17 protein-coding genes, 1 tRNA gene and 1 pseudogene are annotated in these 25,130 nt (G+C 67.6%); 9 read left to right on the plus strand and 10 right to left on the minus strand.

The window, feature by feature from the left end:
* A partial coding sequence (locus tag TW83_RS07035) for a type I polyketide synthase (protein ID WP_239441302.1) occupies positions 1-3,430 on the minus strand: 3,430 nt, incomplete at its 3' end.
* 182 nt (positions 3,431-3,612) lie between these two features.
* Between TW83_RS07035 and TW83_RS07040 the strand changes: the two genes are divergently transcribed.
* The 5 genes from TW83_RS07040 to TW83_RS07060 all read left to right on the plus strand — a co-directional run bounded on the left by TW83_RS07040 (position 3,613) and on the right by TW83_RS07060 (position 9,667).
* Positions 3,613-5,010 carry a hypothetical protein gene (locus TW83_RS07040; protein WP_045982068.1) on the plus strand — a complete coding sequence of 466 codons (1,398 nt, stop codon included), beginning with the start codon at positions 3,613-3,615 and terminating at the stop codon, positions 5,008-5,010.
* Positions 5,011-5,116: 106 nt separating this feature from the next.
* Positions 5,117-6,694 carry a GMC family oxidoreductase gene (locus TW83_RS07045; protein WP_045982069.1) on the plus strand — a complete coding sequence of 526 codons (1,578 nt, stop codon included), beginning with the start codon at positions 5,117-5,119 and terminating at the stop codon, positions 6,692-6,694.
* Positions 6,691-7,431: an SDR family oxidoreductase gene (locus tag TW83_RS07050; protein ID WP_045982070.1), complete on the plus strand. Its 741-nt coding sequence runs from the start codon at positions 6,691-6,693 to the stop codon at positions 7,429-7,431. The genes TW83_RS07045 and TW83_RS07050 overlap by 4 nt, the downstream gene beginning before the upstream one ends.
* Positions 7,428-8,336 (plus strand): hypothetical protein, encoded by a 909-nt coding sequence (locus tag TW83_RS07055; RefSeq protein WP_052714690.1) that lies wholly within the window; start codon positions 7,428-7,430, stop codon positions 8,334-8,336. The genes TW83_RS07050 and TW83_RS07055 overlap by 4 nt, the downstream gene beginning before the upstream one ends.
* Before the next feature lie 5 nt (positions 8,337-8,341).
* Complete coding sequence (locus TW83_RS07060) at positions 8,342-9,667, plus strand: oligosaccharide flippase family protein (RefSeq protein WP_127899502.1); 1,326 nt, start codon at positions 8,342-8,344, stop codon at positions 9,665-9,667.
* Here the strand turns inward: TW83_RS07060 and TW83_RS07065 are convergent.
* The 4 genes from TW83_RS07065 to TW83_RS07080 all read right to left on the minus strand — a co-directional run bounded on the left by TW83_RS07065 (position 9,664) and on the right by TW83_RS07080 (position 16,831).
* Positions 9,664-10,827 (minus strand): glycosyltransferase, encoded by a 1,164-nt coding sequence (locus TW83_RS07065; protein ID WP_045982072.1) that lies wholly within the window; start codon positions 10,825-10,827, stop codon positions 9,664-9,666. The genes TW83_RS07060 and TW83_RS07065 overlap by 4 nt on opposite strands.
* Complete coding sequence (locus TW83_RS07070; protein WP_045982073.1) at positions 10,824-11,582, minus strand: WecB/TagA/CpsF family glycosyltransferase; 759 nt, start codon at positions 11,580-11,582, stop codon at positions 10,824-10,826. Before TW83_RS07070 ends, TW83_RS07065 begins: the two co-directional genes overlap by 4 nt.
* Positions 11,582-15,460, minus strand: coding sequence for a non-ribosomal peptide synthetase (locus TW83_RS07075; RefSeq protein WP_045982074.1), 3,879 nt, complete (start codon positions 15,458-15,460; stop codon positions 11,582-11,584). Before TW83_RS07075 ends, TW83_RS07070 begins: the two co-directional genes overlap by 1 nt.
* A 126-nt stretch (positions 15,461-15,586) precedes the next feature.
* On the minus strand, positions 15,587-16,831 hold the full coding sequence (locus tag TW83_RS07080) for a glycosyltransferase family 4 protein (RefSeq protein WP_239441303.1): 1,245 nt from the start codon (positions 16,829-16,831) through the stop codon (positions 15,587-15,589).
* Between the two features lie 142 nt (positions 16,832-16,973).
* Here TW83_RS07080 and TW83_RS07085 point away from each other — a divergent pair, with 142 nt between their 5' ends.
* Positions 16,974-17,207 (plus strand): hypothetical protein, encoded by a 234-nt coding sequence (locus TW83_RS07085; protein ID WP_045982075.1) that lies wholly within the window; start codon positions 16,974-16,976, stop codon positions 17,205-17,207.
* 71 nt (positions 17,208-17,278) lie between these two features.
* Positions 17,279-18,418, plus strand: coding sequence for a Hint domain-containing protein (locus tag TW83_RS19255; protein WP_052714692.1), 1,140 nt, complete (start codon positions 17,279-17,281; stop codon positions 18,416-18,418).
* A 12-nt stretch (positions 18,419-18,430) separates the two neighbouring features.
* Here TW83_RS19255 and TW83_RS07095 read toward each other — a convergent pair whose 3' ends face one another.
* Entirely contained in the window at positions 18,431-19,468 is a 1,038-nt protein-coding gene (locus tag TW83_RS07095) for a fatty acid desaturase (RefSeq protein WP_045982076.1), read from the minus strand.
* A gap of 227 nt (positions 19,469-19,695) precedes the next feature.
* Between TW83_RS07095 and TW83_RS07100 the strand changes: the two genes are divergently transcribed.
* Complete coding sequence (locus tag TW83_RS07100; protein ID WP_045982077.1) at positions 19,696-20,052, plus strand: hypothetical protein; 357 nt, start codon at positions 19,696-19,698, stop codon at positions 20,050-20,052.
* 217 nt (positions 20,053-20,269) lie between these two features.
* Here TW83_RS07100 and TW83_RS07105 read toward each other — a convergent pair whose 3' ends face one another.
* Complete coding sequence (locus TW83_RS07105; protein ID WP_052714694.1) at positions 20,270-22,201, minus strand: methyl-accepting chemotaxis protein; 1,932 nt, start codon at positions 22,199-22,201, stop codon at positions 20,270-20,272.
* Positions 22,202-22,338: 137 nt separating this feature from the next.
* On the opposite strand from TW83_RS07105, the gene TW83_RS07110 reads away from it, so the two are divergent.
* Positions 22,339-23,580: an Hsp70 family protein gene (locus tag TW83_RS07110; protein WP_045982078.1), complete on the plus strand. Its 1,242-nt coding sequence runs from the start codon at positions 22,339-22,341 to the stop codon at positions 23,578-23,580.
* 13 nt (positions 23,581-23,593) lie between these two features.
* Here the strand turns inward: TW83_RS07110 and TW83_RS07115 are convergent.
* The 3 genes and pseudogenes from TW83_RS07115 to TW83_RS21085 all read right to left on the minus strand — a co-directional run.
* Positions 23,594-23,689, minus strand: a tRNA-Sec gene (locus TW83_RS07115).
* A 17-nt stretch (positions 23,690-23,706) separates the two neighbouring features.
* The gene (locus tag TW83_RS07120; protein ID WP_045982079.1) at positions 23,707-24,669 is read right to left on the minus strand and encodes a hypothetical protein; all 963 of its coding nucleotides are present in this window, start codon (positions 24,667-24,669) and stop codon (positions 23,707-23,709) included.
* Positions 24,670-24,710: 41 nt separating this feature from the next.
* A pseudogene (locus TW83_RS21085) lies at positions 24,711-25,130 on the minus strand (bifunctional proline dehydrogenase/L-glutamate gamma-semialdehyde dehydrogenase); the annotation flags it as partial.

The raw sequence follows: 25,130 nt of genomic DNA on the forward strand, positions 1-25,130 counted from the left end.
GCGCGGGCAGCGCGGCCGGCACCAGATGGCGCGCCAGGCGGCGACCGTCGCGCCATGCGGCGCGGGCCGGGGGCGCAGGGTCCAGCAGATCCTCGACCAGGCGTTGGGCCAGTGCGGTCTGGTCGCCGCGCGTCTGCACGTCGATGCTGCGCGCCGACAGCCACGGGAATTCGCGCATGCCCACGGCCAGGGGTCCCAGGATGGTGGCCTTTTCGGGGGCCTCGATCTTTTCGGCCCCCACCCGCACGGCGTCCGAGGTGATGGCGACAAAGTCGATCTCTTGCCCGCCGCCCTCGTTCGCCAAAGCCCGGATCAGGTGCAGCGCAGTGTTGAAGCCTTGTTCCAGATGGCGATGGAAGGCGCTGAAGCCAGCCCGCGCGCCTTGCCGCCCGGCATCGGGCACCAGCCAGAAGCTGACGATCCGCTGCGGCAGCCGGTTCTGCGCCACCAGCGCGGCGATCAGCAGCTCGAAATCGGATGCGCCATTCTCTGGCGCGACGATGAAGTCGGATTCTTCCGTCTGCGCGAAACAGTCGCCCGGGCGCAGCCAGATCACCTCATGCCCGGCATCGCGCAGTTGCGTGCCCACGCGGGTCGCCAATCCGGTCTCGTCTGCCAGGATCAGCCAACGTTCCGCCGCGGCGTGCGGACGGCCATCGGCGCCCAGTTCGATGTCGGGGGCCGACAGCCTCCAGGACGGCCGCCATGCCCAGCCCTGCGATTCCGGGATGGCCAGCGGCGCGTCGTCGGTCGTGGCATAGGAGGCGTCGGACGATGCCGGTTCGATGAAGTAACGCTTGCTTTGGAACACATAGCCCGGCAGCGGCACCCGGCGGCGACCCTCGCCCCAGATCGGCGACCAGTCCAGCGCCAGCCCGGTGGCCGAAAGCCGCGCGAACGCGTTCAGGAAGAAGGCGTCATCCTCGATTGCGTGGTCGGGATGGCGCAGGGTGCTGATCACCCGGTCGGGTGCTGCGCCATTGGCCTGCGCTAGGGCAGACATGGCGCGGCCGGGGCCGACCTCGACGAACAGGCGCGCGGGATCCTCGCGCAGCGTGGCGATGCAGCCCGCGAAATCGACATGGTGGCGCAGGTGATCGACCCAATAGCGCGGGTCGGTGGCCTGTGCGTCCGTCATCCAGGTGCCGGTGCGGTTCGACAGGATCGGGATGCTTGGCGCGGACAGCGGGATGCTGCGCAGGAAGGCCTCGAATTCCGGCAAGATCGGTTCCAGCATCCGCGAATGGGCGGCGATGTCGATCGCCACGCGCTGACAGTCGATGCCGCGCGCGACCAGCGTCGCCTGCAGCGCGTCGATCCGGTCGCGGGGGCCGGACACCACCGACAGGCCGGGGGCGTTGTCGCAGGCCAGATCCAGGTCGTCGCCCGCCTCGGCCATCAGCTCTGCCGCGGGCAGTGGCACGCTCAGCATGCCCCCCGGCGCGATGCGGTCGAACAGTCGCCCGCGCAGTTCCACCAGCGCGATGCAGTCCTCGAACCCGATCACCCCCGACAGGCAGGCGGCAGTGTTCTCGCCCATCGAATGACCGGCCAGCGCCTGCGGGACGACACCCCAGCTGATCCACAGCTGCGCCAGCGCGTATTCGACGATCATGATCAGCGGAAGCTGGACCGACGGGCGGTTCAACGCCTCGGTCGCCGCCTGTTCCTGGCCCGGCTCGGGCAGCCACAGCGCCCTGGGGTCGCGGTCGGTCAGGCGTTCCAGCACGGCAAGGCCGCGGTCCATCCAGTCGCGGAAGACCGGCTCGGTCTCGTACAGGCCGCGCGCCATGTGGATCGATTGTGCGCCGCCGCCGGGGAACAGGAAGGCGGCCTTGGGCGCCGCCGTCATACGGTCGTGGTTGAAGACCCGGCGGGTGTTGCCGGTTTCCAGCAGCTCGGCCGCCTCGGTCGCATCGGCGGCGACCAGCACGCGGCGCTTGTCGAACAGCTTGCGCCCCTGTTGCAGGGTGAACCCCACATCGGCCAGGTTGGCGTCGGGATGGTCGCGCAGCCACGCGGCCAGCGCCGCCGCGTTGGCATCCAGCGCGGCGCGGGTGCGACCCGACACGATCAGCGGCTGGACCGGCCAGTCGGAGGGTTCCGAGGGCGGGGCAGGGGGCGCCTCCTCGACCACGACATGCGCGTTCGTGCCGCCCACGCCAAGCGAGTTCACCGCCGCCCGGCCCGGGCGGTCCGGGTGCGCGGGCCAAGGCTCGCGCGTGGCGACGACGTGGAAGGGGGTCGAGTCAAAATCGATCACCGGGTTCGGCGCCTCGTATCCCAGGCTGGGCGGGATTTCGCGGTGATGCAGCGACAGGGCGACCTTGATCAGACCGGCAGTGCCTGCGGCGGTGTCGGTATGGCCGATATTCGTCTTGACCGACCCGATGCCGGTCCGACCGCCCCCCTGGCCCAGGGCAAAGGCCTCGGCCAGGGCCGCGACCTCGATCGGGTCGCCCAGGCTGGTGCCCGTTCCGTGGCATTCGACGTAGTCGATGGTCGAGGGGTCGACGCCCGCAATCAGATGCGCCTCGGCCATGGCGGCCGCCTGCCCCTCGACCGAGGGGGCCAGATAGCCGGCCTTGGCCGAACCGTCGTTGTTGATCGCGCTGCCCCGGATCACCGCCCAGATGTGGTCGCCGTCCGCGATCGCGTCCGAGAGGCGGCGCAGCAGCACGACCGCCGCGCCGCTGCCGAAGACGGTGCCCTGGCTGCGGTGATCGAAGGCGCGGCAATGACCGTCCGGCGACAGGATTTCGTTCGGTTTGTAGATATATCCCCGGCCCTGCGGCAGCTCGATCGTGACGCCGCCGGCAAGCGCCGCGTCGCAATCGCCCGCCAGCAGCGCCTGGCATGCCGAATGGACCGCCACCAGCGAGGTGGAACAGGCCGTCTGCACGGATACGCTTGGCCCGCGCAGGTCGAAGATGTGGCTGACCCGGGTGGACAGGAAATCCTTGTCGTTGCCGGTATGGCGCAGCAGGAACATGCCCGTTTCCTCGACCAGGTCGCGGTTCGAGCAGATGTTGACGGAAAAGTAGCTGCCCATCCCGCAGCCCGCCCAGACCCCGACCATGCCCAGGCTGTCGGGCCGGTGCCCGGCATGGTCCAGCGCATGCCAGCAGGTCTCCAGGAACTTGCGGTGCTGGGGGTCCATCACCGCCGCATCCTTGGGGCTGAGGCCGAAGAACTCGGCATCGAAATGATCGAACCCGTCAAGCCGGGCGGCAAAGGGGACGTAATCGGGATGGCTGATCCGTGATTCCGTCTCGCCGGCGGCGCGCAGCTCCTCCGGCGTCAGATGGATGATCGATTCGACCCCGTCGCGCAGGTTCTGCCAGTACTGCCGGGGGTCGGACGCGCCGGGAAGATCGACACCAAAGCCCACGATGGCGATGTCACGCATGTTGATCGGCGTATCGGTCAAGCCCGTCTTCCTTGTTCTTCCGGATTACAACCCTGCGCTGAGCGCGGTCCGCAATCCACCACTGAAACCTTACAATGGGATGATTATCAAAGCTGACGGAATGTTGCATGGGAATTTACGCTAATTCCTGTGGATTCACGTCATCGTTCCCCTTAAGCGTGACGTTCAAGCTGGGAGAAGACATGGGCAACAGTCTGTCGCTGATCATGTTGGCAGCGTGGCCGGCCGTGGCGGCGATGCTGTTCTCGCGGCTGACGCCCCGACAGGCGCTCATCTGGGTGCCGCTGCTGGGATACCTGCTGCTGCCGCCGGTGGTGGGGATCGACCTGCCGATTCTGCCGACCCTGGACAAACATGCGATCCCGTCCCTGTGCGCGATGCTGGGTGCGGTGATGCTGCGCGACCGCTTTCCGATGCCTTGGATCCGGCTGGAGGGCTGGGTCGTCATCCTGACCGTCCTGGCGATGGTCACCCCGACCCTGACGGTGGCCACCAATCCCGAACCGCTGATCGAGGGGATCACCTATCGTCCCGGCCTGGGTCTGTTCGACGCGCTCAACGGCACGATCAACACCGTGCTGACATTGCTGCCCTTCCTGCTGGGGTATCTGGTCCTGTCGTCAACAGACGGCATCCGGGCCTGGATGGTGGCGCTGACGCTGGCGACCTTGGCCTATTCCCTGCCGATGCTGCTGGAGATTCGGGTCAGCCCGCAGCTGAACGTCTGGATCTACGGCTTTTTCGCGCATGATTTTAGCCAGACGATCCGCTATGGCGGCTTCCGCCCGATGGTCTTCCTGGAACACGGCCTGTGGGTCGCGATCCTGGTCGTGACCGCTGTCATCTGCGCCGCGGTGGCGCTGCGCGACGGGGATGCGCAGGCGCGGACGCGCAACATGGCCGTCCTGGCCTATCTTCTGGTGGTTCTGGTGCTGTGCAAAAGCGCAGCATCGATCATCTACGGAATGCTTCTCGTGCCGCTGGTGCTGATGACGCCGCCGCGCCTGCAGGTTAGCATCGCCGCGGCGCTGGCCGCGGTGGTGATGGCTTATCCGCTGGCGCTTTGGCTGGGTGTGATGCCCACCGACGCGATTCGCGACTTTGCCTTGTCGATGGATGCCGAACGGGGCCGGTCCCTGGAGTTCCGTTTCATGAACGAACAGGTGCTGCTGGACCGCGCCTCGCAGAAGCCGCTGGCGGGCTGGGGCGGATGGGGCCGCAACCTCGAGATCGATCCGATCTCGGGAGAGTACACCAGCGTCAGCGACGGATACTGGGTGGTGGTGATGACCATCAGCGGCATCCTGGGCTATCTGTCGATCTTCGGCCTGCTGTGCGGTTCGGTGATCCGGCTGTGGCTGGCGACGCGGTCCGGTCCGGTCGACCGCTGGACCGCCGGCCTGGCCCTGATCATGGCGGCAAGCCTGGTGGACCTGATCCCCAATGCGACCGTCACTCCTCTGACCTGGATGAGCGCGGGTGCCCTGGCGGGGCTGGCGGCCCGCGGCATGCCCGTCGGAGCCAGGCAGGCCGCCCCGGCCCCCGCCGCGCGGCGGGCGATGAAGACGGTGATCGGATGACCGGGCGCGCGCATTCCCCTGTCGCCCCGATGCGGGTCGCGGAACCGCGTGGCGCATCTGCGGCATCCGGCCCCCGGCCATTCAAACCCCTGACAATCGAGGGCACGTGGACGAACTTCTGAACAGATCCTGGGACGTGATCATCGTCGGCGCCGGCCTGGGCGGTGGCCTCTGCGGTCGTGCCTTGGCCGAGGCGGGCCTTTCGGTGCTGTTCGTCGAAAAGGGGTCCACCGGCCCCCGCCTGGCCGAGAACGGCCAGGAATGCGGCTATGACGACCCGTTCGCGCGGCAGATGTTCGGCTGCTGGCCGGTGCCGGTGGAATCGACGGTGGACGGTGCCACGTCGGTTGGCTGGGGCGCGCAGGGTGTGGGCGTCGGCGGCACCTCGGTCTTCTATGCCGCAGCCATGGAACAGCCCGAACGCCACGACATGGAATCCGTCCCCGACCTGCCGCATCCGACGGGCGGCTGGCCGGTGGGCTATGATGAATTCGCGCCTTGGTACGACCGTGCGCGCGACGTGATGGCCGTCAACGGCAGCCAGGACCCGTTGGGCGAACCGGCAGCGCCCCTGGCGGCCCCGCGCCCGCTGGCCGCGCGGGACGAAGCCTTGGGCCAGGCGCTGGAGAGGGCAGGGCTGCACCCCTATCGCGCGCACCTTGGCATCCGCCAGCTGGAGGGATGTCGCGAGTGCATCGGCCGCAAGTGCCCCCGCGACTGCAAGATGGACGGTCGGTCGGCGGGCGTCCTGCCCGCCCTTGCCACGGGGCGCGCCGCGGTGCTGGACGGCACTGATGCCCTGTCGCTGCAGGGTGATGCCGGGACGGTCACGCACCTGCGCGTCCGCCGCGACGGAGTCGAGCATCTGCTGTCAGCGCGGGCCTTCGTGCTTGCCGGGGGCAGCCTGTCGTCGCCGCGCCTGCTGTTGGCCTCCAGCACCCAGTACTGGCCCGACGGCTGCGGCAATTCCAGCGGCCTGGTGGGTCGGGGCCTGATGTTCCACATCAACGAACGCATCGCCATCTGGCCCCCGCGAAACGCGCCCGTCAGCTCGCCCGGACCGCTCAAGACCTTTTCGCTGCGTGACCTGTACCGGGACGGGCCCGATCGGATGGGGCTGTTCCAGTCCCTGGGCCTGCCCGCCGATTACGGAAACATCCTCTACGTGCTGCGTCAGCGGTATCAGGCCTCGCCCTTCAGACACCTGCGCATCGGTCATGAGCTGCTGCGCCTGCCCGCGCTGACCGCGGCCAAGCTTCTGGGAGATGCCCGCGTCTTTGCCGGGATCATCGAGGACCTGCCGGACGAGAACAACCGCGTCCGGCACGACCCCGCGCGGCCCGACACGATCATCTACGAATACCGCATGTCCGGAGAGCTTCTGGCCCGTCGCCTGCGGTTCCGCAAACTGCTCAAGCGGCGCCTGCGCGGGGTCCGATCCCTGTGGCTCAGCCATGCGCCCGAACTGAACATCGCGCATCCCTGCGGCACCCTTCGCTTTTCGGACGATCCACGCCAAGGCGTCCTGGACCGCGACTGCAAGGCGCATGACTTGGACAACCTGTTCGTCGCCGATGCCAGCTTCATGCCCAGTTCGACCGGGGTAAACCCGGGCATGACCATCGTGGCGAACGCCTTGCGGGTGGCCGATGCGATGGCCCGGCGGCTGAAGGCCGCGCCATGAGCGGGGTCGCCGTCATCACCGGCAGCAGCACGGATCTGGGCCACGCTATTGCGCGTCACCTGGCGGCGCATGGGATGACGGTGCGGGGCGTATCCCGCCACCCGCGCCCGGCCGAGGGGCTGTTCCAGACGCTGCAGGGCGACGTCACCGACGCCCAGGCCATGCGCGACCTGGCGCAGAGGATCGAGGGCGAACTTGGTCCGGTCACCATTCTGATCCATGCCGCGGCGATCCATCGCCGCGAGGATTTCCTGTCCGCCCGGGCCGAGGATGTGTGCCATCAGGTGCAGGTGAACCTGTGCGGGCGCATCAACGTGACGGCCGCGTTCCTGCCCGGCATGGTCGCGCAGGGGCGCGGCCGCATCATCAACATTGCCCGCCCGGTGCCGCGTCCCCCGTTGCCCGGCAACCTGGGGTTCGCTGTCGCGCAGGCCGGGGCAGACATCCTGACCCGGACCCTGTCGGTCGAGGTCGGCGGCCGTCTGCCCGGCATCGTCGTGACCGAGTGGGTGCCTGACCTTGATCCCGAACATGGCCCCGATCGGGTCGCAGCCCTGGGCGCGGCGTTGGCGTTGAACGATGATCCGGCCCTGCACGGCGCGACCGTCCTGGGGGATCGCCAGATCCTGCCGGGCCGATCGCTGCGGCGCCGTGTCCTGGACCTGCTGCTGCTGAAACCCGCCGCCAGACCAATCGTCCTGGCCCCGGAACCGACCAGCCTGAAAGAGACGACATGAAGCACATCCTGTATTCCGCCCTTGCCGCCCTTGGCCTGTCCGTGCCCTCGCCTGTTACAGCCGAACCCGTGCCCGAACGTGACAGCGCCCGCGTGTTCGTCTTCGGCAACAGCCTTATCCATCACCTGACCGACACGGACGAGACGACCGTCCCCCATTGGCTGGCCGAGATGGCCCGGCATGACGGGCGCGATCTGGCGCTGGACGGACGCTTCGGCTTTCCGCGCGAATTCGCGGCAGAACTGCCGCCGGTTCCGAACTGGTCGTTCGATACGGTCACCCCCGCCTGGAATCCGGATCAGCCCTTTGCCTCGGCGCGGTTCGACACGATCATCCTGAACCCCGAGAATTTCATTCAATACGGCCGTGCGGACAAGCGCTATCCGGGCGACAACCCCGACCGCCAGTCCCCTTATGGCGCAACAGTCACCGTCCTGGACTGGGTCGTGCAGAACACCGACGCGCCGCGCATCCTGATCTACGAAGGGTGGGCCGACCTGCACCCCTTTGCCGATGATTTCCCGCCCGAACCGGCCGAGATGCAGCGGTATTACCGCCACGCGCAGAACGGCTATGCCCGCTGGTACGACGACTATGTCGCGCGGCTTGCGGGGGTGCGTCCCGATGCCGACATCAGCCTGCTGCCGGTCGGTCGCGTGATGGCACGCCTGCTGTCCGAGGCGCCGCTGTCGGCCATCGCGCCCGATGCGCTGTTTTCCGACCTGTCGCCCCACGGGACCGAGACGATCTATCTGCTGGCGGCGATGATCACCTATGCCGATCTCTATGGCGCGCGGCCGCCGTCGGGACTGTCGCTGCCCGACACGATTAATCCCGACTTTGCCGCCGCGTATGAGGACACGGCCGACAGGATCTGGGACATCATGCAGATCGGGCGGCACTGACGACCATGCGCGCAATGATCGGATCGCTGTTCACGGGGCAGGGGCTTGCCCAACGGGCCTTCCGCGGCTCGGCCCTGACGATGATCAGCTTCGGGGGCATCCAGGCGATCCGCTTGGCCTCGAACCTGGTACTGACCCGTCTCCTGTTCCCCGAGGTGTTCGGCCTGATGACCCTGATCATGGTCATCATCCAGGGCCTGAACAACTTTTCGGACGTGGGGATCACCCCGGCCATCCTGCAAAGCCGGCGGGGCGACGACCGAACCTTTCTGGACACGGCCTTTACCATGCAGGCCATCCGTGGGGTGATCCTGTGGCTGGGCTGCTGCATCCTGGCGGTGCCGGCGGCGTCCTTCTACGGGGTGCCCGAACTGGTCTGGTTCCTGCCCGTCGCGGGAACCACAGCGATGATCTATGGCCTGCTGCCCACGAAGATCGAGACCGCGAACCGTCATCTGCAGATGGGTCGCCTGACCATCGTGGAACTGGCGACCGCGGCGGTGACCACGATCATCACCATCGGGCTGGCCGCCATGCTGGAATCGGCCTGGGCGCTGGTGATCGGGCTGATCCTGGGGTCGGTGGTCAAGGTGCTGATGGTCAGCTACTGGATGCCGGGCCCGGCAAACCGGTTCCGGTGGGACCCGGATTGTGTTGCCGAACTGGTGCGTTTCGGCAAATGGATCATGCCGTCGACCGTGGTGGGCTTCGTGATCTCTCAGGGCGATAAGGCGGTCTTGGCGCGCCTGCTGACGCTGACGCAGCTGGGCATTTACAACATCGCGTTCTTTCTGGCCAGCTTTCCGCTGATGCTGGGAACGACGGTGATATCCCGCGTGATGATCCCGCTTTATCGTACCGCGTTCGAGGATCCCAGTGCCGGGCACATGCGTCGCGTGCGCATCGTGCGCGCCGCGCTGACGGGCAGCTTCATGCTGCTGCTGGCGCTACTGGCGACATTCGGGGAACATCTCGTCGTGCTGCTCTATGATCCGCGCTATGCCAGTGCGGGGCCGCTGGTGACGCTGATCGCGCTGGCCAGCATTCCGTCGTTGATCGGTCTCAGCTATGACCAGGCCGCCTTGGCCGGAGGGGACTCCCGCGGGTTCTTCTGGGTCACGCTGGTGCGCGCGGTGCTGTTTCTCAGCCTGTTCACCCTTGGTGGCATCCAGGCGGGCATTCCGGGTGCCTTGGCAGGGCAGGCGCTGGCGGCCATCCTGGCCTATCCGATGCTGGTGCGCATCGCCCGCAAGCACGGGGCATGGGATGGTCTGCACGACCTGACCTTCGGCGCGGTCGGGCTGATCTTGGCCGCGGTTCTGCTGGTCTAGGCAGGTTTTGCCGCCACGCGGTGCAAGTGATCCATGCGGCGCCTGAACTCGCTGTGGAAGTCATGGGCCTGCGCAAACTCCAACGCGTGGGCCGAGGCCTTGGCGATCGCCGCCCGGTTCAGCCCCGCGATGATGTTGGCGGCCTTCCTGGGCTGTCCCATCGGCATGACCCAACCGCCGCCGGATTGGCGCGCCAGTTCAGACCACATCCGGTTGTTCGTGCCCAGAACGGGCACACCGCAGCCCATCGCCTCCAGATAGCTGCACGAGGGGTCGGACTGCCTGTGCGGGGCCAAGAACAGATCTGCGTTCCGGCGCATCCACGGCACCAGGCTGGTGGCGAAATCGACCGGCTGATGCAGATGAACCGTCCCGCCCAGATCATGCCGCGCCACGTCGTCCGCGATCGCCTGCCGCATGTCGCCGGCGCCAAAGATGTCCATGCGGAAATCCACGCCCTGCTCGCGCAGCGCGATGGCGGTGGGGATCAGGTCCTGCGTGCCTTTCATCGCGATCAACCGGCCGGCATGGACGATCCGCAGCGACCCGTTCCACCCCGCGCGGGCCTGCATTTCTGAAGCCGTGGCCATGGTCTCCCGCTCTGACCGATTGTCCAGATAGAGGCATGTGTCGTCGTTCAGCCCCCCATAGGCCGCCATCGCTGGATAACCGTTGGCCTGCACCCCGTGCGCTGACCGCAGCGCACGGCGCAGCCGCAACTCCTGCGTCAGCAGCCACTGGACCGACCGGGCCAGACGCAACGGGCGGCGCGCCAGGTCCAGCCGCGCGACGGCCAGGCGGGTCTGCAGCGGGTATTCGATCGCATAAACCAGCCGCGCCCCAACCGCGCCGCACAGGGGGGCCAGATCCAGCTGCCGATGGTCGTCGGCCGTGCCCAGCACCACCTGCGCGCCGCGCAGATCCTCGGCTGAGATGGGCGCATCCTGGGCGATCAGGCGCAGCTCTCCGGGCAGGTCCGCGGCCGTCACCGGGCTGGCAAAGGGCAGCGTCGCCGATCCCTGCCGCAGCACGACACGGGTCGGGCCGCCCCATTCGCGCGCAAACAGGTGCAGGCCCGCCACGAACTTGTCGTCCATCCACATCTGCCCGTCACGCATCATCACGTGGACCGAGGGCACCATGACCAGCATGCCGGTCATGACTGCCGGGGTCTTTCACGCAGGGCGCGCAGGGCATGTCCCGGCAGGATCAGCGCGCCGCGGACATAGCGCGGGCCCAACCGCTTGGGGCTCAGCGCGGCGCGCCACAGCCATTCCATGCGGGCTTCCCGGAACAACCGCGGGGCGCGGCGCTGCTTGCCCGTGACGAAATCGATGCCCGCCCCGACCGAGGCAAAGCCCACCTGCGGGCAGACCCTGCGCCCACGCGCGGCCAGGATCTCCTGCCGCGGGGCGCCAAGGGCCAGCAGGCACAGAGAGGCGCCGCTGGCGTTCAGGCGGTCAAGCAGGGCGTCGGCCTCGGCACCGTGGGGATCGAAAGGGAAGCCGGGGGCAGCGACCAGGCTGACGGTCAGTCCGGGATGCGCGGCGATCAGGCGGCGGGCAGCATCCTGTCCGCCCTCCTCGGTGCCGGCCAGAATGGCCACGCCGCGGTCCAGGCGGGCAGCCAGCGCGCACAATGGCTGCACCAAGTCCGATCCTGGCACCAGCGACACCCGCTGTCCGCCAAGCCGCGCCAGCCAGACGACCGGATTGCCGTCCGCCACGATCAGGTCGTGCTGCGCATAGGCCGTGCGGAAATCGGCGTCGCTGCGCAGCTTTTCCAGATGATCGACATTCATCGTCGCCAAGGCAAAACCCTGACCGGCCGCCAGCCGGGTTTCGACGATCGACAGCAGCGCCTGGCGGTCCGGCACGGTCAGGGCGACGCGGTCGTCGCCGATTGCGAATTGCATCATGGCTCCTTCACGGGGGTGGCGGTCGGCGTCGGCGGCAGAAGTCTGCGCAGATGGTCGGCAAGCACCTCGACATTGCCCGGCTCAAGGATCGACAGATGCGTTCCCGGCAGGTCGTGAAGGGTCCACCCGCCCGCCGCAATCTGCGCCCAGCCCAACCCCTGACGTTTGCCCTCCGGGGAATCCCAGAAGCTGGCATCGGCGCGGAAGATCGCGATGGGCCGATCATAGGGCTGGGGGTTGTAATGGATCACGGCCTGCACGTTCGCCTCGATCAGCTGGGCCATGTCGACGGTCGGACCTTCGCCGTCGGTCGGCAGCAGGTCGCGCACCTCGGGCTGTTCGTGGGGTCGGCGGTTGTCCAGCGTTTCGACGATATGGCGGAGGCCGTGGCGGCGCAGCTGGCCCAGATGCGCCCGCAGCTTGGCCCAGCCTCGGACCGAGGGCCGTCCGCCGGGGCCCGCGGCGTCCAGCACCACCAGCAGGGGCACCTCGCGCCCCGCGCGGCGCAACTGCTGCGCCAGTTCCAGCGCGAAATACGACGCCATCGACACCGCGACCAGGCAGACCGGCTGCCCCGGCAGGTGCTGGTCCAGCTCCTCCAGATAGGTACGGGCAACGGCTTCGACGCGGACGTCCAGTCCGCCTTCGGGAACGCCGACCGTCAGGCCAAGCACCGGATAGTCGGGACCAAGCGCGTCCGACAGGGGCCGGAACAGTGCCTGCTTGCGGCCCAGAACATGGACGCCGATGATCGGAACGTTATGTCCCAGGGGTTGGGTCGGGATCAGATAGCGGGGCCGATCCGGGGTCGTGCGGTGCAGGCGGACCAGCCCTTTGGGCGTGGGGGCCTGCATGACATCGGCCGTGTGCAGGCGCAGTCCGGTGCGGCTTCGCACGAGGCTGATCAGGCGCAACGCCAGAAGGGAATCCCCGCCAAGGTCGTAGAAGTCGTCATCTGGTCCGACATGGGCCAGGTCCAGCACATTGGCCATGCAGGCAGCCACGGCCAGGACCTGCGGTTCGGCATGGCCGGGTCCGGCCACGGGCCCGGCTGCGGCGGGACGGGGCAGCAGGTCCCGCGCGATCTTGCCGTTCGCGGTGACCGGCAGATCATCGACCGCCATCAGCCGTGGCACCATATAGGCAGGCAGCTGGTCGCGCAGATCGCGCGCGACCTGGTCGATGTCGGTGCCATCCTCGATGACGATCCAGCCCAGCAGGCGTGCCGGCGGTCCCTTGTCCAGGTCCACGAACAGCTGCAGGACGCCGGGTCGTGCCGCCAGGGCGCTTTCGATCTGGCCCAGTTCGATCCGCTGGCCGCGCAGCTTGACCTGCCGATCCTCGCGCCCCAGGAACATCAGCTGCCCGTCCGCCGACCAGCGGCCCAGATCGCCGCTGCGATACAGCCGGCCTCCGGCGTCTGCCGTGAACGCCCGTGCGGTCGAATCAGGATCGTCCAGATAGCCGCCGCTGACGGCCTGACCGCCGATCACGATCTCTCCCTCGCCACCCACAGGCGTGGGCGTACCGTCCGGCGCGCGCAGCACGACGCGGGCATGGCCGGCGGGACGACCGATCGGAACCTCGGACCCGGCGGACAGGGACGATCCCTGCCACAGGGTACTGGTCACCGTGGCTTCGGCCGGGCCATAGGCGTTGACGAACCGGACGCCAGGGGCCAGGCGCTGCCATTCGCGGAAGGCTGCGGGCGGCACGCGTTCGCTGCCCGTCACCAACAGGCGCAGGCTGTCTGGTATGGGCCGCGGATGATCGCGCAGGTCCGCGACCATCTGTTGCCAATAGCTGGCGGGCAGATTCAGAACCGTCAGCCCATGCCGCCGGACCAGATCCAGCAGCCCCTGGATCGAGCCGAGCGGCGTGGCGTCGCGCAACACGACATGCGCGCCGGACAGCAGCGTCGGCCAGACCTCCTCCAGCGCAACGTCGAAACTGGGCGTCGCGAACTGCAGGACCGCATCCCGTTCGGTCAGCGCATAGGCGTCGACCATCGCATGGGCATGCGCGCTGAGTGCCGCGTTCAGCCCCCGAACCGCCTTGGGCGTTCCGGTGGAGCCGGAGGTGAAGGTGACATAGGCCAAGCTGTCCGCATCCAGGGGTGGTCGCGGCGGGGCGTGGGCTTGGCAGGCATCGTCGGCCATCACCACGTTCGGTGCGGCGGTCGACAGCGGCATGTCCTGCTGGACCACGATGGCCTTGGCACGGGCCTGGCGGATCAGGCCGGACAGATAGTCGTGTGACTGATCCAGATCCAGCAGCAGAAAGCCGGCGCCGACCTTGAGCGTGGCCAGCATCGCGGCGATCTGACGCACGGATCGGGGCAGGGCGATGGCCACGACATCCTGCGGACCGATGCCGCATCCGACAAGCCGCGCCGCAAGGGCATTGGCCTGTTGGTCCAAGGTGCGGAAATCGACGGAATGACCCGTCTGCGCCTCGGTCACGGCGGTCCGGTCGCCGTGACGCGCGACCGTCGCCTCGAAGGCCGATGCCAAGTCGGGCAGCACATCCGGGACGGGCCGGTCGGGGCGCCCCAGGGCGTGCAGGTGTCGCTGCTCCTCTGCGTCCAGCATCGTCAGATCGGACAGCGGCGTGTCGGTGTCGGCCCGACCCATCGCCTGCAGCAGGTTGGCCATCTGGTGCAGGATGCGGGTCGCCACCTCGTCCGGCAACCGGGCGGCGTCATGCTCCAGCGACAGCCACAACGCGCCTTCGTCATGGACCGACAGCGACATCAGCGCCGTGCCCTCCTCGATCAGGCGGACGTCGGTCCAGCCGCAGCCGTCCGCCGCAAGCCGCGCGGCAAGCGTGCCGCGCTGATACATCAGGACGGTATCGTAAAGCGCCGCACGGCCCTGCCGACCGGACCACTGCCGGATCAGCGTCTGGCGCGCATGGGAATGCGGCCGCAACTGCAGCGTCTGCGCCCGCAGGCGCGCCTGCAGGTCGCCGAAGGTTCGGATGTCGTCCATCCGCACCTGGAACGGCACCGTCGTGACCAGACAGCCCGCGACCCGATCATTGCGACCACGACCCGATTCCACCAGACCGAAGGCCGCGCCGGACCGCCCGGTCCAGCGCATCAGCAGCATCGACCAAGCCGCCTGCACCACCGTCAGCGTGGTCACCTGCGCCGCATGCGCCAGACGGCGGATGGCGTCGCACGTATCCATCGACAGGGTCAGGTCGGTCTGGTGCATCGGGCCATGCGTCTTGGCCGGGGCTGCGGGAAAGGCCGACGCGACGGTTTCATCGGACAACGTGGCGGCAAAGGCGGCGCGGGCCTGCGGCTCGTCCAGCTGGCGCTCCCGGATCGCCTGGATGAAGCCGATGCCGGGTGCCATCAGCGGATCGCCGGACAGGATCCGCCACAGTTCGGTCAGGATCAACGCGATGCTGGTCCCGTCGATCAGGGCGTGGTGGATGGTCCAGACCATCCGGGCCTGCCCCCCACCCAGATCGGCCATCGTGACCCGCCATCCGGGCCGTTCGGTGGGGTCCACGCCGGCCGCGCGGTCATCGGCCAGAAAACGGTCCACCATCCCGTTCGACAAATCGGCACTGTCCATATGCACCGGCGCGTGGTCCAGGACGTCCAGCCGCAGGATGCCGGTATCGTCGGTGACCAGAACGGTCCGCAGCGTCTCGTGACGGTCTGCCAACTGCTGCCATGCGGCCAGCAGGGGGCCGGGCGCCAAAATGTCGGACGGAGCGTCCAGAACGATCTGTTCGATATGGGCGCGGTTCGGATCTGCCTGATCGCTGCCCGCCAGAAAGGCCGCCTGGCTGTCGGTGGCGGCGGGCAGATCGCGGACGATCTTTCGATCATCCGTGCTGACAGACGGTCCGTGCAGCATATTCCTAATCCGTTCCGACCAAATAAGATGAAACCAGCGATACCCGTCCAATCACGCTATCGCAAAGAAAGAGTTGCCGCATAGCCGATTGATCGCGATTTTACATAGATGAACCTGCACGCGACCTTACCGGTTCCGACTGTCCGCGAACAGTGCGGCCAGCTTGCCGGCCTCTGTTGCGATGTCATGGCGCGTCAGCGCGCGCGTGCGGGCGGCGGCGCCCATCCGTTCCAGTTGGTCTCGTGGGGTCCGGGCGGCGGTGTCCAGCGCCTTGGCCAGGTCGTCTTCGGACCCGGCCGGGATGAGCCAGCCGGTCTGGCCGTCGACCATCAGCTCGGGGATGCCAGCGATCAGGGTGGCGATGCAGGGGCGGCCGGCCGCCATCGCTTCCATCAGGGCCACCGGCAGGCCTTCGGCAAAGCTGGGCATGGCCATGACATGCGCCGCAGACAGCGCGTCGCGCACGCCGGCCTCGTCCAGCCAGCCGGCCAGCGTGACGCGCGTGTCCAGCCCGTGCGCCCTGATTGCCCGCTGGATCTCGGCCCGCAGCGGGCCGTCACCCACCAGCGTCAGGTGCACCGGCGCGGTGCAGCGCGCCATCGCCTCGATCAGCAGGACCTGGCCCTTCTGCTCGGCGAAGCGGCCGATGCAGACCACGCGCAGCGGATCGTGCGCGTCCGGTCCAGGCGGCAGGGGAACCGGCGCCGCGAACAGGGCGGGGTCGATGCCGCAATGCACCACCTTGATGCGGTCCCAGGCATCGAAGGGCGCCCATCGCGCCAGCTGGCTGCGTCCGAAGGCGCTGACTGCCACCGCGAAACGCGCTTCGGCCACCTTGTCACGCAGCAGCAGCGTGTGCGGGCCATCGAACTCCTCGGGGCCGTGAAAGGTCACGCTGTAGCCCGGCCCGCCCAGCATCCGGACATAGCGGACCACATCGGCCGAGTTTGTCCCGAAATGGGCATGCAGATGCGTCAGGCCCAGCTGCCGGCTGCGATCGGCCAGGATGGCGGCCTCTGCCAGATAGATCACCTGGCGCAGCGGGCCGCGCCCGGGCCCGCCCCGCCGCCCTGCCGACAGTGCCCGAAGCAGGCTGCGCGGATGGCGGATCACCGCACGGATCAGCGCCATGCCCAAGGTCAACGCACCCCGGTCCAGCACGTATTCGGTCCGGTCGGCCTCGGCCTGATCCTCGGCAGACAGCACGGGTTGATCGTCGCGCCGCATGGCGAACCGCGCGACGGTCAGACCGGCCGCCTCGAGGGCCCGAATCTCCCTACGGATGAAGGTCTGGGACGGACGGGGATAGGTGTTGATGACATAGCCGATCCGGTCGGGGGGCAGCGTCGGGTCCATGTCGTCACCGTTCATATTATTCGCCTTAAAGTTTAATTACTTGCGTCTTACACTCGCATGAATGGTGCCCGAAAGACGCCATTCTGTCGATCTTGTTTCGCAAATGAACCGATCGGTGCTATAGTTGTCAGGATCATTTTGAAAGGGTCGGGGCATTTTGCTGGTCGGTATTATCGCAACCTCTGCAGTCATTGGCATCGTCTCAACCATCCTGTTCCTCGTGCTGGGGTTCGGATGGCTGTCGTCGATCCTGTGGGGCTACGTCGGTTGCGGCATGCTCAGCGTGTTCGCGTTGTCCCTTCTTGTCAGCCGTTCCCTTCGATACCGCAATTGTCCGGGGCGATCCAACCTGAACGATGCGGCGCCCGTCGGCGGCGCGGACTGCGATTAAACTTGTACGCAAGATAAACTGGCGCGATGAATTGGTGCGGCTATTGCTGAGGCTCCATGATGGAGGCTCAGATGACGAACGCCGTGACCTGGATGTGGATTGGCAACCACCAGCAGATCAACACCACGCCAGGAACGCCCGCGACCGGGACCGAGGCGGACGGGATGAAGGGCTACAAGGTTGTCGGCCAGAATCAGATCAAGCCGGTCGAGTTGGACGGACAGCTGCGCGCGATCAATACCGCCCAGGGCCCGGCCGAGGCTTATGCCACAAGCTACAGCCAGCATCCTGACGGTGCCAGCAAGTTCGCCTATGGTTCGCCCACCGATGGGGGGCAAAGTACCAGCCAGATCACCGGCTTCCTCAAGGTTCAGTACAAGCTGACCTTTCCGGACAACACCACCAGCACCCAGGACGGCGTGCTGATCCAGATGCGCAACGGGGACATGTTCTTCCGCCCCGCCAAGGATAGCGTCGCGGCATGGTCTGACGTCAAGTCGCTGCATTCGGTCGAGATCATCGAGGCCGACCCCCTGCCCAAGGAGGTCTATGTCGCCAAGATCTCGTTCGCGCCTGACATCCACGACATGGAGATCATGTGCTTTGCTTCGGACACGTTGATCCTGACCGCGGACGGGCCGCGCCCGGTCGACAGCCTGCAGCCCGGTGACCTGATCTGGACGCGCGATCACGGATATCAGCCCCTGCGCTGGATCGGCAGGCGCCGTTTCGATGGCGTGGATCTGGCGGCGAACCCCAAGCTTCGTCCGATCCGCATTGCGGCCGGGGCGCTTGGCCTAAACCAGCCGTCGGCGCCCCTGTCCGTGTCGCGCCAGCACCGCATCATGATCCGGTCATCGGTCGCGCGGACCCTGTTCGGGACCGAGGAGATCCTGGCACCGGCTTGCCAGCTGATCGATGTTCCAGGCATCGCGGTGGACATGTCCGTGTCGCAGGTGACCTATTGCCATCTGATGTTCGACGCCCACCAAGTCGTCGATTCCAACGGCGCACAGACGGAATCTTTGTATCCCGGCCCCCAGGCCCTGCGCGCGATGGGGTCTGCGGCCCTGTCCGAACTGCAGCAGATCTTTCCCGAATTGTTTGCGGATCAGGCCCACCCGGCCGAGGCCCGCACCTTCGTGCGCGGCCCCCGGCTGCGCCAGCTTGTCCAGCTGCACGCCATCGGACAGGCCGCGCTGGTCAGCTGAACGCTGACGGTCTCAGCCGGCCGTCGGCGCGCCGTAAAGGCTGCGCGCCTCGCGGAAGGACACCAGGCGACGACGATTTTCGTCCCACAGGTGCAGGTTCACCGACCGCAGGCTTTCGCGCAGGGTCAGCCGCTGTGCCGATGCCAGTTCGTCATGGTCGCGCAGGATTTCCGGCAGGCGATAGAACGGGATGCGGCTGTACAGGTGGTGGACATGATGCACCCCGATATTGGCGGACAGCCAGCGCAGAGGCTGGGGCAGGATGTAATGCGACGATCCGGCCAGCGCCGCATCGTGCAATTGCCATTCGTCACCATTGGCCCAGTGCGTTTCCTCGAACTGATGCTGGACATAGAACAGCCACACGCCGACGGTCCCGGCGACGATGGTCGTGGGCAGGAAGATCAGCAGGACGGGCATCGGCCCGGCGAACCAGATCATCGTGCCCAGGATCAGCGCCAGCGCCAGATTGGTACCCAGGGCCGATGCCCAGAACCGCCATCCCGCCCGCATCAGCCCAAGCGGCAGACGGTTCTGCAGCAGGAACAGATAGCTTGGCCCCAGCACGAACAGCACCAGGGGGTGGCGATACAGCCGGTACATCAGCCGTCCGAACCGGCCTCGGCTGCGATACTCGCCCACCGTCAGGGTCATCACGTCGCCGATGCCGCGTTCGTCCAGGTTCCCGTGCTGGGCGTGGTGCAGCGAATGGGTCTGGCGCCAGACGTCATAGGGCGTCAGTGTCAGCACGCCCAGACCCCGCCCGATCCAGTCCTGGACCTTGCGATTGCGAAAGAACGACGCGTGGCCGCAGTCATGCTGGATGCAGAAGATGCGGACCAGGAACAGCCCGTTCACCAGCGCGATCGGCACGGCCAGCCAATAGCTGACCGACAGCGCCGCCCAGGCCAGTGCCCAGAGCGCCAGGAACGGAACGATCGTGGCCATCAACTCCCACACGCTGCGGCGGGTCGACGGCTCGCGATACTTGGCGAGGACCTGCACCCATTCCTTGGCCTGGCGCGGCGTGCTTGCGTTCGGTGTACCCATAATCAGCGACTCTGCGCCCCCTCAGTTCATTTCAGGCGGCGATAGCACAGAAAGGTCGCCGCCGCCTATGGGCCCCGTGACGTCCCATTGCCGCATCATGGCTGACAAAGAGTTGGGGACCGGATCGGACACGGTTTCGTCACCGGATCGACGGCAGTGGTGATGATGCGCGGAACCGGCGCACGCCAGCCGCGTTTTGCCGTGAACAATCCACGTGAGGCTACCCGATGATCATCCCGTTCGCACGACTGACGCTGACTGCGGCCGTTCTGGCGCTGGCAGTCCCCATCGGCGGCCTGTCGGGGAGTGCGGCGTGGGCGCAGGCCGCACCGGCCGAGCGCGTGTCCGAGGCACCGGAATGCGCGGCCGATGCCGGTGTCGCCGAACCGGCAACCCAGCCTGACGCATCCGAGGACAGCACAGCCGCGGAAAACACCGGAACCACTGGCTGGAGCGGTGGAACGGGCGGGTCACAGTTGGGGACCAACATTCAGGGCGCCGTCGAATCGTCCCCGACCTGGCAGCCCCCGACGGCGCGAGGTCTGGATCTTGCTGGAACTGCCGAAGATCAACCGGCCTGCTGACGCCCGCTCTGCAAAACCAGTTGGGCCGTACCGCTTGTCGGTGCATTGCTAGCATGTTGTGCATCTTTAACGGGTGTCGCAATTTTCAGCTACAGCCTTATGGCGGCCCTTGCAGCACCGTTGTCACTTTATTGAGAGTTACGCGAAGTCCGCTGCCGAACAATCGGCAGCGGCTTGTTTTTGTCGGCGTTCCAGCGGCCATCCGGCTGTGGTGTACTTAGAATTCCATCATGCGTGCTGTGATTGCCTTGGGCGATCCGACCCTATGGCGCGGCGGGGCGACTTGGACGAACGGATCGTCGCTGGTGCGAAGTGGATCATCCCGTGTGCCCCATGTCGAGGCCGGCTGGAAGGTGAAGCTGGTCAGGGCTGAGGCCAGTACGCCTGCCTGATGCTGCAGCGACGCTGCAGCGGCATTCGTTTCCTCGGCCAGGGCGGCGTTCTGCTGGGTCACTTGGTCCAGATGGTTCACGCCCGAGTTGATCTCGGACAATGCGGTGGACTGGTCGCTGGCTGCCAGGGCGATGGCTGCGACCTGATCCGACACCTCGCGGGCCTTGGACAGGATCTGCTCGAGGCTGCCCCCGGTGCGGCTGACCAGCGAGGATCCTGACCGAACGTGCTGCGAGGAATCCGAGATAAGCCCCTTGATCTCACGCGCGGATTCCGACGCACGCTGCGCCAGCCCGCGCACCTCGGATGCGACCACGGCAAAACCGCGACCCGCCTCTCCGGCACGGGCGGCCTCGACCCCGGCGTTCAGCGCCAGCAGGTTCGTCTGGAACGCAATATCGTCGATGACGGTGATGATGCGGTTGATCTGGTCCGAGGATGCCTCGATCTTTTCCATGGCCTGGATCGCCTCTCCGACGATGCAGCGGCCCTCCTCCGCGATCGAGCGGTTGGTGCGGGACACGCTCTCGGCCGTGCGAGCCAGATCGGCGGTGGAGTGCACGCTGGCGGTCAGTTCGGTCAGCGCCGCCGCCGATTCCTCCAGCGTGGCGGCCTGCGTCTCCGCGCGACCTGCCAGATCCTGGGCGGCAGAGGTGATCTCGTCCGAGCCCGCGCGCACCTGGCGAGCGACCTCGACGATGCGGCCCATCGTGCTGCCCAGATCGGACACGACCTTGTTGAAGCTGGCGCGCAGCGCCTCGTATTCATGGGGAAAGGGATCATGCGCGGGGCTGGCGATCTGCGCGGTCAGGTCGCCAGCCGCCAGCCGCTCCAACCCGGTCGAGATATCGGTCACGATCCGCGCCTGCTTGCGGGACTGCGCCTGCGCCTCGGCGGCGCCGGCCTCGCGCAGGGCGGCGGCGGCGTGGCGGGCCTCCTGGGCTTGGGCCAAGCCGTCGCGGAACTGTTCCAGATTGCGGGCGATCGAGCCGATCTCGTCGCGCATCGCCGTGCCGGGGATCGGACGGTCGTAGTTCTGGCGGGCGACATCCTGCATCGCGGCGTCGACGGCCGCCAACGGTCGCAGGGCACGACGCGTCATCACCTGGTTCAGCGCAAAGGCCAGCAGCAGCGCGGCGGCCGTCAGGGCCACGGCGGTGGTCAGGTTGCGCCACAGTACCGCCTCGATCCCGTCCATCGCCACGCCGGCATAAAGAACACCGTTCACCTGACCCTGTTGATCGCGGACCGGGACATACAGCGTCAGATAGGGATGATCCAGGATCGTGGTCGTGCCGGAATAGGTCCGCCCCTCCAGCATGGCGGCATGAACCGGGCCCGTCGGGTCCAGCGGCGTGCCCACCGCGCGGGTGCCGTCCGGGCGCTTGACGTTCGTCGTCACGCGCATGAACTGGCCCAGTTCGGGGTCAAGCCGGAAGATGGTCGCCGTCTCTCCGGTCTGGCCGCCGACATCGTCGATCATGGTGTGATCGTCGAAATCGGGGATCTGCGGCCAGACGACGTCGCCCAGGGTGCCGTCCGGCCTGGTCGTCGCGGAAAAGCCGTCGTGGTCCACGGCAAGATCATAGGACAGGACGCGCAGCGTCACCCGTTGCGCGCTTTGGGCGTTTTCCAGAAGGCTTTGGCGTTGCGCCATGCTGAGCACGGTGACCAGCACAAGCGCCAGGGCCGTCATCAGGCCAAGGCTGGTCAGGGTGATCTTTTGGCGCAGGGACAAGCGCGGGACGAAGGACATCGAAATCTCCGGGACAGGGACCAGGAGCCGACGCTAGCGCACAAATGCTAATGCCCGGTTAGCGTGCCCCCGCTTGACTTGGCCCGGCCCCCCGCCTAGGCACGCGCCCTTCGCAGACACAGGGCAGGGCATTCGACATGGCACCGCGCGGCAACGGCCTGGGCATCGACTTCGGCACCTCGAACTCGGCGGCGGGACATGCGCCGGACGGGACGCCGCGCCTGATCCGGTTGGAACCGGGGCAGACGACCATGCCCACGACCTTTTTCCTGGACGCCGACAGCCGCACCACCCTGATGGGCCAGCCCGCGAACCGCGCTCTGCTGGACGGGCACGAGGGCCGCTTCATGCGGGCGCTGAAGCGCGTCCTGGGCACATCGCTGATGCATGAAAAGCGGATGATCCTGAACGAGAGGGTGACCTTTGTCGACCTGATCGCGCGCTTTCTGAACCGCATCAAGACGCGGGCCGAGGCCGAGACCGGGCAGACCTTCGACCGCGCGCTGTCGGGTCGGCCCGTCGTCTTTCACGGCGATGGCGACCCGCGCGAGGCGCAGGCCGAGGACGATCTGCGTCAATGCTACCTGGCTGCGGGCTTTCGCGACGTGGACTTCATGCCCGAGCCCGAGGCCGCTGCCATCGCCGCCGGTGCCGCGCGGCCCGGCGCCACGGGCCTGATCGTGGACGTGGGCGGCGGCACGTCGGATTTCTCGCTGTTCCAGGGGCAGGGGGCGGGGGTACGGATCCTGGCCAGCCACGGCGTGCGGATCGGCGGCACCGATTTCGACCGCGCGGTCAGCCTGGATCACGTGATGCCGCTGCTGGGCAGGGGATCGGTCCTTCGCAAGGCGATGGGGCCGGGGACGTCGCCCGTACCGAACGCCATCTACAACGACCTTGCCACGTGGGAGAAGATCCCCTTCGTGAATACCCCCCAGAACCGCCGCATGGTCGCCGAAATGGTCCGGCTGGCCGAACAGCCCGACGCCATGGCCCGCCTGTCGCGCGTGCTGGAGGACGATCTGGGCCACGATCTGGCCTTTGCCGTCGAACGCGGCAAGATCGCCGCCAATGACGGTGCCGACGACGCGGCCATCCTGCTGGACGAGGTCGAACGCGGCCTGTCCGCGCCGCTGGCCGGGCAGGCGTTGGCCGACAGCCTGTCGCGCCACGCCAGCCAGCTGCACGAGGGCGCCGTCGAGACGCTGCACCGCGCACAGCTGACCCCCGCACAGGTCGACCGGGTGATCTATGTCGGGGGGTCAAGCCTGATGACGGTCGTAAGCGACACGATGCGCGCGGCCTTTCCCGATGCAGATCATTCGGCACGGGACGTGTTCACGGCCGTGGCCGACGGGCTGGCCATCGCGGCGCGGTAGGGGCGAGGAAGGCTGGCGGAAGGGAATGGGAGTCGAACCCACCCGGGACAGGCTCGCTGCCCCAACCGGATTTGAAGTCCGGCCAAACCACCGGGTCTGATGCCCTTCCGCGGTCCTTCGTCCCTGTCACCTAGGGGCTGGTGGCGGGTCCTGCAATAGAATGTTTCGCAACATGGCGGCTTGGGACGCAAGCTGCGATGCCAGGTCGCGGTGGTCCGGGTCGTCGAACGTCACGGCATTGACGGCCTGACACAGGCTTGCCACGGCCCGGTCGCGGTCCTGCGCGGACACGCGGGCGAATTGTCGCGCCACTGTCGCGACCATCAGGTTGCCCGTCGGGCGCATCGCGTGGACCGCCGCAAGGGTCGCCAGCCGCAGGGGCCCAACCTGATCGACGTGACGCGCCAGGCGGGCATAGACGGCGATGAAATCCGGGGGCAGGGATTCGTTGATCCGCAGGGCGTCCTGCAGGGGCGCGTCGGGGGACAGGCCAAGCAGCCCTGCGAACACGCCGATGAAGTCCGCGTCCAGCCGAGTCAGCACCCGCGCCGAGGCCCCGGTCCTGTCCGCGATCAGATCGGCCATATGGCCAAGGTCCATCATCACGCGGATGGCGGGCATGCGGCAGAAGACCGGAAAATCGGGCAGGCTCAGCGGCCTGCCCGGTGGCACCGGGTTGATCAGCGCCTGTTTCCACAACGACCGCAGCCACCCGTCCAGATCGCGCCCGACCAGGAACAGGGTCGTGTCGAAACCCGTCAGCACCTCTCGGACCTGCTGCCAGGCGCTGTCGGGGATCAGTGCCCGATTGGTCATCACCCCCTCGCAGGACAGGATCAGCGTGTGGGCGCGCCCATCGCGCAGGGGGCCGGTCTCGGCGGCAAGCCGCGACAGGTCGCCGCGTTTCAACCCCTGGACCAGCCATTGATGCTTGGGGTCGCGGGGCGTGTCGACCGAGGCATAGACGATACCCTGCGCCGCCAGCACCCCGCGGTTCAGATGGCACCACGCCTGCAGGGTGGACGTCCCGGTCTTGGGCGGACCGGGATGCAGGATCACGCGCGGACGGCTGTCGTTCATGCGCGCCATGTCGGCCCGATCCGCCGGCGATGTCAACGCAGGGCGCGCCCTCAGCCCGCCAGCAGCGCGGCGTTCCCCCCCGCGGCGGTGGTGTCGACGCACAGGTGGCGTTCATGCGTGACGTGGGCGCTGTCCGGCACCGCCGTGATCAGCGGCACCAGCGGACCTGGCCGCGCGGCCAGGGCCCGGGCCATCGCCCGCCCCGTCGCCACGTCACCCCACCACAGCACCGCAGCCACATCGGGCAGATCGCGCAGCGCATGCGGATCGACATCGCCCTCTGCGACAACCGCCTGACCGCCTGCATCGGTCACGGCACGTGCCTGCGCCGCCGCGGCAGGGGCGCCGGGGCCCAGGCACAGGACGGGGCCGCGGGGCAGGGTGGTCAGGCGGTTCAGCTCTCCGGTCGGGCCGGGCATCAGCCGGTCGGTGGGCGCGGCGCCAGGGGCGGGACGGATCAGCGCCGCAGC

It is taken from the genome of Paracoccus sp. S4493, from assembly GCF_000967735.1.
GTDB classification, from domain to species: Bacteria; Pseudomonadota; Alphaproteobacteria; order Rhodobacterales; family Rhodobacteraceae; genus Paracoccus; species Paracoccus marcusii.

Excerpts from the sequence above, each read along its gene's own strand:
- TW83_RS07040 (WP_045982068.1), top strand. The coding sequence starts at position 3,613 with ATGGGCAACAGTCTGTCGCTGATCATGTTGGCAGCGTGGCCGGCCGTG.
- TW83_RS07050 (WP_045982070.1), top strand. The coding sequence starts at position 6,691 with ATGAGCGGGGTCGCCGTCATCACCGGCAGCAGCACGGATCTGGGCCAC.
- TW83_RS07055 (WP_052714690.1), top strand. The coding sequence starts at position 7,428 with ATGAAGCACATCCTGTATTCCGCCCTTGCCGCCCTTGGCCTGTCCGTG.
- TW83_RS07060 (WP_127899502.1), top strand. The coding sequence starts at position 8,342 with ATGCGCGCAATGATCGGATCGCTGTTCACGGGGCAGGGGCTTGCCCAA.
- TW83_RS07065 (WP_045982072.1), bottom strand. The coding sequence starts at position 10,827 with ATGACCGGCATGCTGGTCATGGTGCCCTCGGTCCACGTGATGATGCGT.
- TW83_RS07070 (WP_045982073.1), bottom strand. The coding sequence starts at position 11,582 with ATGCAATTCGCAATCGGCGACGACCGCGTCGCCCTGACCGTGCCGGAC.
- TW83_RS07075 (WP_045982074.1), bottom strand. The coding sequence starts at position 15,460 with ATGCTGCACGGACCGTCTGTCAGCACGGATGATCGAAAGATCGTCCGC.
- TW83_RS07080 (WP_239441303.1), bottom strand. The coding sequence starts at position 16,831 with ATGAACGGTGACGACATGGACCCGACGCTGCCCCCCGACCGGATCGGC.
- TW83_RS19255 (WP_052714692.1), top strand. The coding sequence starts at position 17,279 with ATGACGAACGCCGTGACCTGGATGTGGATTGGCAACCACCAGCAGATC.
- TW83_RS07095 (WP_045982076.1), bottom strand. The coding sequence starts at position 19,468 with ATGGGTACACCGAACGCAAGCACGCCGCGCCAGGCCAAGGAATGGGTG.
- TW83_RS07100 (WP_045982077.1), top strand. The coding sequence starts at position 19,696 with ATGATCATCCCGTTCGCACGACTGACGCTGACTGCGGCCGTTCTGGCG.
- TW83_RS07105 (WP_052714694.1), bottom strand. The coding sequence starts at position 22,201 with ATGTCCTTCGTCCCGCGCTTGTCCCTGCGCCAAAAGATCACCCTGACC.
- TW83_RS07110 (WP_045982078.1), top strand. The coding sequence starts at position 22,339 with ATGGCACCGCGCGGCAACGGCCTGGGCATCGACTTCGGCACCTCGAAC.
- TW83_RS07120 (WP_045982079.1), bottom strand. The coding sequence starts at position 24,669 with ATGGCGCGCATGAACGACAGCCGTCCGCGCGTGATCCTGCATCCCGGT.